This window comes from Thermostichus sp. OS-CIW-20 (genome assembly GCF_054061455.1).
This window is the reverse complement of the sequence record NZ_JBSSEF010000051.1, coordinates 1-10,566: the sequence shown is the minus strand read 5'-3', so window position 1 is coordinate 10,566 and position 10,566 is coordinate 1. Positions and strand designations below refer to the sequence as shown.

The following is a 10,566-nucleotide window of genomic DNA, read 5'->3' as shown; positions in this document are numbered from 1 at the left end:
AAACGCAAATTGACCGCAAGTGGCAACTGATCTGGGAAATTGTCAACGGCCACGCCCAGGGGAAAAATCTAGCTCAGGCAGACTTGAGCGGGGCGAACTTGAGCTGGGCAAATCTGAGCGGGCTCAACCTCACCGGCGTGAACTTGGTGGGAGCCGACCTGAGAGGGGCTAACCTCTGCGGCGCAGACTTAAAGTGGGCAGAGTTGAGCAAAGCCAATCTGAGCCAGGCGGATCTGAGGGGGGCCAATCTAAACCAAGCAGATCTCAGCGGCGCAGACCTAAGCGCTGCCAACCTCAGTGGCGCCAGCTTGATCAAGACCGAACTAGCCAAGGCTAAACTCGTGGGGGCCAAGTTGACACAGGCCAAGCTCATCGGAGCCAGGCTGAGGCGGGCTAAACTGAACGGCGCAGATCTAAGGGGGGCTAGCCTCATCGGGGCCGACCTCGGCGAAGCCAAACTGGGCAAGACAAGCCTAAACTTGCCTATCTTGAGAGGGGCGGTGATTTCTGCAGAGGACAGCCCGGAGAGTCGCTGGTGGTTAATTATTCTCCATGCTTGCGCCCATTCGCAGGAGCTGAGCCGGACGGACTTGAGAGAGGCGGACTTGAGAAAGGCCAACCTTAGCCAGGCAGACCTCAGGGGGGTAAGGCTCAGCGGAGCCAACCTAAGCCGGGCTTACTTGATTGGGGCAGATCTGAGCGAGGCCAACCTAGGTGGAGCCAATCTGAAGAGGGCCAAGCTGGGTGGGGCCAACCTAACCCAAGCCGATCTCAGTGGAACCCAGCTCAGTAGGGCTTATCTGGGCAGAGCCAACCTAAGCGGCGCCGACCTGAGAGGGGCAAATCTGGAGCTGGCCAATCTGCAACGAGTGATCCTTTCTCCTGAAACCCAGATCGAGGCCAAGTGGCGGCTGGTGTGGGAGATCGTCAACGGTCACGCCTCCAAGAGAAACTTGAGTGGAGCTGACCTGAGCGGCGCCAACCTGAACTGGACTAACCTGAGCGGGGCGAAACTGGTCGGTGCAAACTTGAGGGGAGCCAGCCTAGTTGGAACCGGACTGAGGGGGGCTGACCTCAGCCGGGCCAACCTCAGCGGATCCAATCTCAGTTGGGCCGACCTAAGCTACACCAGCCTGGAAGGATCCAACCTAGACCATGCCAAGGTAGGAGGCGCAAATCTCCAGGGCGCAAGACTTGATTTTCAGTGGAAGTTGACCTGGCTCTCCCTTTGGTTCAAAAGTTTGGCGAGCGTCTGGTTTGGTTACCGCGATGTCCCTCGCCTGCTTCCTCCTGCTACCTCGGATCCCCACCGGCATCCTCTAGCCAAGGGAAACTAATGGTTGGCTCCCTCAATTTCTTTGGTTAGGGCCACGCGGCTTTGTGCCCTAGCAAAACTTTTCAAGCCAAGAGGACTGCTCTAGGATAAAGCATGTTCTTCTGAGGAGAATCCCCACAGTGTCGCACTTCACCAGCATCAAGGTTCAGTTCAAAAATAAAGAGATCCTGAAAGGCGCTTTGGTTGCCCAAGGTCACGAGGTCTTGGAAAACACTTATGTCCGGGGGTATGGAGGGAACCGTGTCCAGGCAGATCTGGTGGTTAGGCGCAGCAACGGCTACGACATTGGCTTTCGCCAACGGGGGGACAGCCTGGAGATGATTGCCGACTTTTGGGGAACGGGAGTCAGCGCTGAGGCTTTCTTAGCGCCAATCCGCCAAGCCTATACCCGCGAGCAGCTTCTTGCGACGGCCGCGGAGAAGGGATTTACGGTAGAGTCGGAATCTGTGGATGAAAAAGGGCAGATCAGGATTGTGTTGGGGCGCTGGGCTTGAGGAGGCATTATGGCGGAATATCAACAGGTTGAATACATCATCGACAAAGATGGCAACGTGATTGAGCGCGTGCTCAATGTCAAAGGCAAGGGCTGCCTTGAACTAACTGAGGAAATAGAAAGGGCATTGGGCACAGTTCAAAAAAGGGAACTGTTGCCTGAATATGACCAGGTACCAGTCATAGAAGAAGATGTCCAGCGTCAGGTGGAGCGTCTATGAATGCCCCAAACCCCTTTCTTGATCCCCTGTCTGGTTTAACCAAAGGGATCCAAAAGACTCTGGCTAGGATTCCATTTTGGAGTCGTAACTCTGAAATGAAAAGTCATGATGCCCTGCTGCGCAATCTCATGCAGGCTGCCGGTATCTCAACCTGGCGAGAGCTTCGACAAAAGGCCAAACTGAGTCGAGGAGCCCTAAATGCCCTGAGAACTGGACAGGCCGAAAAGCTGAAGTTAGCCGATCTCAATCGAGCGGCCAGCATTTTGCAAGTACCCTTGTCGAACCTTATTCAGGATTTTAGCGGAATTGAGCTAGCATCGGAGTCTGTAGAAACGGCTCAGGAATTGCAGCGGCTGCACAAACAGCTAGAACAGCAGGAAGGGCAATTGCGCCATCAAATCCGCGCCGAACTGGTGGAAAAGCTCAAGCCTCTTTTGGTGCAATATCCTACCCTGCAGCAGGTTGTGCAGAGGCGACCGGATTACCCCGCGCAGCAAGTCTTGGCTTTGCTGACCTGTCTGGGCAACTTGTTGGAAGACTGGCAGTTGGAAACCATTGGCCAGGTGTGGCAACAGGTGGCCTATGACCCAGAAAGCCACCAGCCCGATGAAGAGGATATCCAGGCGGGAGAGCCGGTCTACGTTCGCTTTGTGGGCTATCGACTTAGGGATCAAGTTTTAGTTCGAGCCAAAGTCAGTCGCACTCTACCTTCCTTGGCAGCATGACGACGTTGGCTATTGATTTTGGCACTTCCAATACGGTGGTCTGTGCCTACCAAAACCAAAAACCCCTTGCAATCGATATACCAGGGATCACCCACCGCTACGACGGCAGCCCCCCTCTAATTCCCTCGGTTCTCTTTGTCGGCCAAAATCAGCAATTTTTGATTGGGGCACCTGCCCAGGCCAAACGGGATCCCAAGCGCCTATTCAAAGGCTTTAAGCGGGATCTCTCTCAACAATTCCAGCCGGCTCCAACCTATGTGGATGGACAGGCCTACACAGCCCAAGAGGCCACGCGGATCTTTCTGCAGCAGCTTCTTGCCAAACTCCAGGCAGAGGGCTGGCAGCCCGATAAGGTGATCTTGACCGTGCCGGTGGGAGCCTACGAGGGCTATTTGCACAACCTGCAAGAGGTGTTTGGCTCCCTAGGGATCCAACAGGTCGTGTTCCTCGACGAGTCCACCGCGGCTGCTTTGGGCTACGGGATCCAGGAGCCGGGATCCCTGATTTTGGTGATCGATTTGGGGGGCGGAACTCTCGACCTCTCTTTGGTCAAAATCTTGAAGCCAGAGCAGGGCACTGCTTACCGAGCTGAGGTCATTGCCAAAACTGACCGGGCCTATGGCTGTGGCGGCGTCGATATCGATATCTGGATTGCCGAATGGGTGCTGGAGCAGTTGGGCCGCAAGCGACAGCAGGTCCCGGCCAGCAGCTTCCAGGTTCTGTGCGAGGTTGCCGAGCGGCTCAAGATCCGCCTCTCCAGCCATTCTCAGGCCAGCGAGGCCTGGCTGGATGAAGACTCCTTTGAGACCCACACTTTAACGCTTCAGCGCGAGCAACTCCAGGAGCTGTTGGAAGAGCGCGGCCTGCTGACGCGGCTGAGAGAAGCCATCGATGAGGTCATCGAGAAAGCCCACAATAAAGGGATCTCTAAACGAGATATCCACCAGGTGGTGTTGGTGGGTGGCACCAGCCTCATCCCAGGAGTGCAGCATCAGGTCATTAGCCTCTTTGGCCGCGACAAGGTCAAGTACCACAAGCCGTTTGAGGCAGTGGCCCACGGCGCTCTGGCCTTCACCCAGTTTGCCCGCCTTCAAGATCATCTCCGCCATACCTATGCCCTGCGGCTCTGGAATCCCTATTTGCAGGCGCCCGACTTTTTCCCTCTCTTTAAGAGCGGCACGGCTTATCCTGCCACGGTGGAACTGCCTCCCTTGCAGGCCAACGCCAATGGGCAAGGCCACATCAACCTGGTGGTTGGTGAGATGGCCGAGGAAGGGGCAACTGAGGTTGTTTACGATCCCGACGGTCGGATGCAGATCCGCAACAGCACCGCAGCTTCTAGCTTTCGTCCCCTTGGGATCCACAACCAGCTTTCCATTCCCCTCAAGCCGCTAGGGCGGGTGGGAGTGGATCGTTTGCAGGTCACCTTTGCCGTCGATGCCGGGCGAACTTTGCGGGTAACGGTAGTAGATTTGCAAACTCAAAAGACCCTTATGCAGCAGCAGGTGGTTGGAAGGTTAACTTGAGGTTAGGGATGGCGGAAAACTTTGATCCTGTTCTGGGTGGACAGCAACCAGCCGGATCCGATCCGGTCATGGGAGGCTTGGTGGGCATTGAGCAAGCCCTGGGCAGTCCGAATCCCAAGGTGAGAATCCAAGCAATCAAGGGTGCTCTGAGGTACGGATCCAGAGGGGCCGAGCTTGTTATCCAAGCCCTGCGAAATGATCCCAACTGGGAAGTGCAGTTTGCGGCTTGGGAGACGCTGCTGGAATCGAAGGATCCGCAGCAGGTGCAGGTGGCAAAGTCCCATCGACTTCCCCTCCGACAGGTTGGAGATGTCCGAGCAAGGTATAAAGCGGGAGAGCGGGATTTCCGCTGGGCCAACCTGAGGGGGGCCAACCTGAGCCAGGCCAACCTGAGCGGGGCCGACCTGGGCGGGGCCAAACTGAACAGGGCCAACCTGAGTGAGGCTGACCTGAGTGGAGCCAGCCTAAGCAGAGCCAACCTGAGCAGGGCCAACCTGAGCAGGGCCAACCTGAATGAGGCTGACCTAAGTGGGGCTGACCTGAGCGGTGCCAGCCTAAGCAGAGCCAACCTGAACAGGGCCAACCTGAGCAAAGCCGACCTAAGCGGGGCCAACCTGAGCGGGGCTAACTTGAGGGAGTCGGTTATTTCTGAAGCAACCCGGCTAGATCCCGAGTGGCGGCTGGTCTGGGAAATCGTCCACGGTCGGGCTAACCTGAAGAACCTAAGCGGGGCTGACCTAAGCTGGGCTGACCTGAGCAGGGCTGACCTGAGCGGGGCCAACCTGAGCAAAGCCGACCTAAGCGGGGCCAACCTGAGCGGGGCCAACCTGAATGAGGCTGACCTAAGGGGGGCTGACCTGAGGGGGGCTGACCTGGGCAGAGCCAACCTGAACAGGGCCAACCTGAGCAGGGCCAACCTGAGCAGGGCCAACCTGAATGAGGCTGACCTAAGGGGGGCTGACCTGAGGGGGGCTGACCTGGGCAGAGCCAACCTGAACAGGGCCAACCTGAGCAAAGCCGACCTAAGCGGGGCCAACCTGAGGGGATCGTTTGTTTTTGAAACGACCCAGCTAGATCCCAAGTGGCGGCTGGTCTGGGAAATCGTCAACGGTCGGGCTAACCTGAAGAACCTAAGCGGGGCTGACCTAAGCTGGGCTGACCTGAGTAGGGTTGACCTGAGCGACGCTAATTTGAGCAGGGTCAACCTGAGCTGGACCAACCTGGGTGGGGCCAGCCTGAACAGGGCCAACCTGAATGAGGCTGACCTAAGGGGGGCTGACCTGAGGGGGGCTGACCTGGGCAGAGCCAACCTGAACAGGGCCAACCTGAGCAAAGCCGACCTAAGCGGGGCCAACCTGGGCAGAGCCAACCTGAACAGGGCCAACCTGAGCAAAGCCGACCTAAGCGGGGCCAACCTGAGCGGGGCTAACTTGAGGGAGTCGGTTATTTCTGAAGCAACCCGGCTAGATCCCAAGTGGCGGCTGGTCTGGGAAATCGTCAACGGTCGGGCTAACCTGAAGAACCTAAGCGGGGCTGACCTAAGCTGGGCTGACCTGAGCAGGGCTGACCTGAGCGAGGCCAACCTGGGCGGGGCTAACCTGAGGGAAGCCAATCTAGGCACGGCTAACCTGAGCGGTGCCAACCTGAGCAGGGCTGACCTAGGGGGGGCTGACCTGAGCGGTGCCAGCCTAAGCAGAGCCAACCTGAGCGAGGCCAACCTGAGCAGGGCCAACCTGAATGAGGCTGACCTAAGTGGGGCTGACCTGAGCGGTGCCAGCCTAAGCAGAGCCAACCTGAGCGAGGCCAACCTGAGCAGGGCCAACCTGAATGAGGCTGACCTAAGTGAGGCTGACCTGAGTGGAGCCAGCCTAAGCAGAGCCAACCTGAGCAGGGCCAACCTGAGCAGGGCCAACCTGAATGAGGCTGACCTAAGGGGGGCTGACCTGAGGGGGGCTGACCTGGGCAGAGCCAACCTGAACAGGGCCAACCTGAGCAAAGCCGACCTAAGCGGGGCCAACCTGAGGGGATCGTTTGTTTCTGAAACGACCCAGCTAGATCCCAAGTGGCGGTTAGTCTGGGAAATCGTCAACAGTCAGGCCGGCCTGAAGAACCTAAGCGGAGCTGACCTGAGCGGGGCCAACTTGAGCGGGAGCAACCTGAGCAGAGCTAGCCTGGGTGAAGCCAACCTATATGGAACCGACCTGCGCGACGCTAACCTAATTGGGGCCGACCTAAGCAGGGCCGATCTGCAAGAAGCTAACCTGGCTGGGGCTTACCTGATAGGCGCCAACCTGAGAGGTGCCAACCTCACTGGGGCCAACCTGAGCAGAGCTCGGCTCATTGGGGCTGATTTGGACGAGGCTAATTTGAGCCGGGCCAACCTAAGTGGGGCTGACCTAAGCTGGGCCAAGCTGTGGGGTACTCAACTTAGAGGGGCCAACCTAGCAGGTGCCAGGCTCAATCGTGGATGGGGATGGTTCAAAGATTTGACGGACACAATTCTCCCCGATGGGACACGCCATCCTTAGACTTTGTGGCCCCAAGGTTTGTAGAGAGTCGCTTGGAAGAATGAGGGAGGTGATTCAGTGGCCGAGAACTTCGATCCTGTTTTGGGGGGACAAGGGCCGGGTGGATTTGATCCAGTCATGGGAGGCTTGGTGGGCATTGAGCAAGCCCTGGGCAGTCCGAATCCCAAGGTGAGAATCCAAGCAATCAAGGGTGCTCTGAGGTACGGATCCAGAGGGGCCGAGCTTGTTATCCAAGCCCTGCGAAATGATCCCAACTGGGAAGTGCAGTTTGCGGCTTGGGAGACGCTGCTGGAATCGAAGGATCCGCAGCAGGTGCAGGTGGCAAAGTCCCATCGACTTCCCCTCCGACAGGTTGGAGATGTCCGAGCAAGGTATAAAGCGGGAGAGCGGGATTTCCGCTGGGCCAACCTGAGGGGGGCCGACCTGATTGAGGCCAACCTGATTGGGGCCAACCTGAGCTGGGCCAACCTGAGGGGGGCCGACCTGATTGAGGCCAACCTGATTGGGGCCAACCTGAGCGGGGCCGACCTGATTGAGGCCAACCTGAGCCAGGCCAACCTGATCTGGGCCGACCTGATTGAGGCCAACCTGAGCCAGGCCAACCTGAGCTGGGCCAACCTGAGCGGGGCCAACCTGAGCGGGGCCGACCTGAGCTGGGCCGACCTGATTGAGGCCAACCTGAGCCAGGCCAACCTGAGCTGGGCCAACCTGATTGAGGCCAACCTGAGCCAGGCCAACCTGAGCTGGGCCAACCTGAGCGGGGCCAACCTGAGCAAGGCCAACCTGAGTGGGGCCAACCTGAGCGGGGCCAACCTGAGCAGGGCTGACCTGAGCGGGGCCAACCTGAGCGGGGCCGACCTGAGCAGGGCTGACCTGAGGGGAGCCAACTTGAGGGGAGCAAAGCTGGGTGGCACGAACCTAAAGGGGGCAAACCTATGGGGCGCAAAACTAAGTCCCGGCTGGGATCAATTCGCCGACTTGAAAGGGGCCATCCTCCCCGACGGAGCCATCCATCCCTAGCCTGATCCCTTGGCTACACTACCTACAGCCGCTCTCAGTGGATCCATGAGTCCCTCAGATCTCGCCTTTGCCAGCAATCACCAAGACATCCTCACACTGCTGGACTTAGTGGTTCGCGCCCGCTACCCTTTGATCTACCTGGTTACTCCCGAAGAAGCCCCGGCAGAGGAGCTCCTGCAAGTTCTAGCCGATTCCCTCAAGCCCAAGCGCAAACTCCTAATCTGGGATATCGTCTCCGGCTGGTCAGATAACGGCCAAAACAAAGGCCAATTGATGCCTGCTCTGGGCCGCATCGGCGCCATCAAAGAGGACGAGGCGGTTATTTGTGTTCTCAAAGACCTAAACCCCACCCTGAGAAATCCGGAACGCTCGGACAATTACCCCGTCATCCGCTACCTGAAAACCCTGGCCAGAGAGAGCCGCCACAGCCGCAAGTCCATCATCCTCTTGGGCCAAGAAGCCGTTGTCCCTGCCGAGCTGCGCGAGGAAATTGTGGTCTATGATTTTCCCCTGCCCAGCATCGCCGAAATTGAGCGGATCATTACCCGCGCGATCCCTGCCCGTCAACTGGAGCTAAGCGGCCCGGCGCGGGAACAACTGGTTCGAGCCTGCCAAGGACTGACCCGGCAGCGCATTGAGCGGATCCTGGCCCGCGCCCTAGCCGCCAAGGGCAAGGTCAGCGAGGGCGATATTGACCTTGTTCTGGAAGAGAAAAAACAATACATCCGCCAGACGGAAATCCTGGAGTTTTACAACCCCTCCGAGACCTTGCAAAATGTCGGCGGCCTGGAAAACCTCAAAGCCTGGATTCGGCAGCGCCGCAACAGTTTTAGTGCCCAGGCCCGTGCCTATGGCTTGCCCAGTCCTAAGGGCATTTTGCTGGCCGGGATCCAGGGCACCGGCAAGTCTCTATGTGCCAAAACCATAGCCCGCGAGTGGCGCATGCCCTTGCTCAGGCTGGATGTGGGGCGACTCTTCGGCGGGATCGTCGGCGAAAGCGAAAGCCGCGTGCGCCAGATGATCCAAATTGCCGAAGCCATGGCCCCTTGTGTGTTGTGGATTGATGAGTTGGATAAAGCCTTTGGCGGCGTCAACAGCGAGTTTTCAGGGGATTCGGGCACCAGCAAGCGGGTCTTCGGCAGCCTGATCACCTGGATGCAGGAAAAAACCAAACCCGTTTTTATTGTTGCCACCGCCAACAATGTCCGCATCTTGCCGGCCGAGCTGCTGCGCAAAGGCCGGTTTGACGAAATTTTCTTCGTCAATTTGCCCAACCAACGGGAGCGGGAGGAGATCTTCCAAGTCCACATCCAGCGGCTGCGGCCCAACCGCGTGCGGGATTTTGCCTACCCTGAGCTGGCCATGGCCAGCGAAAACTTCAGCGGCGCAGAAATTGAGCAGACCATCTACGATGCCATGCACATGGCCTTCAACCAGGATCCGCCCCGCGAGTTTACCCAGGAGGATATTCTCGGCGCCATTCGCCAAACCGTTCCCCTGGCCGCCATCGCCCGCGACCAGATTCAAGACTTGAAAGCGTGGGCTGCCGAGTCCGGGGCCCGAACGGCCTCCCGAGATCAACACCTTGTGCACGAGCTGCAAACCCTGGTGCAAAAAAGAGGGCTGGGCCCCATCGAAGTCGACAGCCCCTCCTCATTTAAGTTTTCTAACTAAGGCAGCTCTACCGAGGTGGGCTTGGAGGCGTAGGTTAGGCCCCAGCCCAATTTCTCCCGCATGACGCGGAAAAACTCCGGTCGGCGTAGGCGAATCAAATCTGTGCAGTAGGGGGCGCGGACAACGCGAATTTGGTCTTCTGGCAGGATGTAGCAGCCGGCATTGCCGTCCGCTACCAAAACCAGCGGCTGAGGGCTGGCGGGGCTGATCCATACCTCTTCCGAATCGGGAAAGACCAGAGCCCGTGAGGCCATCGAGTGGGGACAGATAGGGATCAACTGCAACACCGGCAGGCCGGGAGTGATGACCGGCCCTCCCGCAGAAAGAGCATAGGCGGTGGAACCGGTGGGGGTGGCTAAAATAATGCCGTCGGCAGCCACATCCAGCGGTGAGTGATCCCCAATGGTTACTTCAAAGTGGCACATGCTGGTCAAGGGCTCGCGGTGGAGCACCATCTCGTTGAGGCTGAGCACCTCCCAGCGCAATTCGTTGCCGCGGTAGGCCTGCACCAGCAACATGCTGCGGCGATCGAGAATGTACTCGCCAGCAATGGCTGCCTTGGCCGCCTCCTCCAGGTGGGTTAGGTAGGTCTCTGTCAGAAAGCCCAGGTGGCCCGTGTTCACGGCCAGCAAGGGGATCCCTTTGGGGGCCAGTTGCCGGGCTGCTGCCAAAACGGTGCCGTCTCCCCCCAGCACCACGGCAAACTTCATGCTCTCGTCAAAGCCGGCGGGGGCCAGGCTGTCCACCTTGGTCAAGCAGACGGGACTGTCAAGCTTGGCGTAGCCAAGGATGCCGCCCCAGTTGGGTGCGACACAGACTTCCCAACCCTGTTCCTGAAACCAGCGGGACAGGGTTTCGCTGCTGCGCTTGGCGGCGGGCTTGGCGTCGTTGTAGAGGATCCCGGCTTTGGGCTTGCTCATGGGGCAGTGGTGAGGCAGAGGGTGCCAAAACTGATACATTTACGCTGAACACTGCTGAGCATTACTGCTCAGCGGTGAAGCGATAGCATTCTGTCCGTTTCCGTTGTCACTACGCGACGCTGAC

The 10,566-nt window shown here is 58.5% G+C and carries 9 protein-coding genes; 8 read left to right on the top strand and 1 reads right to left on the bottom strand.

Going from position 1 to position 10,566, the window contains the following annotated elements:
• The 8 genes from ACVWXC_RS12895 to ACVWXC_RS12860 form a co-directional block, all read left to right on the top strand.
• The coding region (locus tag ACVWXC_RS12895) for a pentapeptide repeat-containing protein (RefSeq protein WP_457393167.1) at window positions 1-1,337 on the top strand (1,337 nt) is incomplete at its 5' end.
• A 118-nt stretch (window positions 1,338-1,455) separates the two neighbouring features.
• Window positions 1,456-1,830: a DUF1257 domain-containing protein gene (locus tag ACVWXC_RS12890; protein WP_099812548.1), complete on the top strand. Its 375-nt coding sequence runs from the start codon at window positions 1,456-1,458 to the stop codon at window positions 1,828-1,830.
• 9 nt (window positions 1,831-1,839) lie between these two features.
• Entirely contained in the window at window positions 1,840-2,049 is a 210-nt protein-coding gene (locus ACVWXC_RS12885) for a DUF2997 domain-containing protein (RefSeq protein WP_099812547.1), read from the top strand.
• A gap of 95 nt (window positions 2,050-2,144) precedes the next feature.
• Complete coding sequence (locus ACVWXC_RS12880) at window positions 2,145-2,774, top strand: helix-turn-helix domain-containing protein (protein ID WP_457393164.1); 630 nt, start codon at window positions 2,145-2,147, stop codon at window positions 2,772-2,774.
• The gene (locus tag ACVWXC_RS12875; protein WP_457388979.1) at window positions 2,771-4,300 is read left to right on the top strand and encodes an Hsp70 family protein; all 1,530 of its coding nucleotides are present in this window, start codon (window positions 2,771-2,773) and stop codon (window positions 4,298-4,300) included. The genes ACVWXC_RS12880 and ACVWXC_RS12875 overlap by 4 nt, the downstream gene beginning before the upstream one ends.
• Before the next feature lie 8 nt (window positions 4,301-4,308).
• Entirely contained in the window at window positions 4,309-6,828 is a 2,520-nt protein-coding gene (locus ACVWXC_RS12870; protein ID WP_457393161.1) for a pentapeptide repeat-containing protein, read from the top strand.
• Window positions 6,829-6,885: 57 nt separating this feature from the next.
• The gene (locus ACVWXC_RS12865) at window positions 6,886-7,848 is read left to right on the top strand and encodes a pentapeptide repeat-containing protein (protein ID WP_457393158.1); all 963 of its coding nucleotides are present in this window, start codon (window positions 6,886-6,888) and stop codon (window positions 7,846-7,848) included.
• 45 nt (window positions 7,849-7,893) lie between these two features.
• A complete protein-coding gene (locus tag ACVWXC_RS12860) occupies window positions 7,894-9,522 on the top strand; it encodes an AAA family ATPase (RefSeq protein ID WP_168173318.1) in 1,629 nt (542 codons plus the stop codon).
• On the opposite strand, the gene ACVWXC_RS12855 is transcribed toward ACVWXC_RS12860, so the two are convergent.
• The gene (locus ACVWXC_RS12855; RefSeq protein WP_414346643.1) at window positions 9,519-10,442 is read right to left on the bottom strand and encodes an NAD(+) kinase; all 924 of its coding nucleotides are present in this window, start codon (window positions 10,440-10,442) and stop codon (window positions 9,519-9,521) included. The genes ACVWXC_RS12860 and ACVWXC_RS12855 overlap by 4 nt on opposite strands.
• Window positions 10,443-10,566 lie beyond the last annotated feature (124 nt).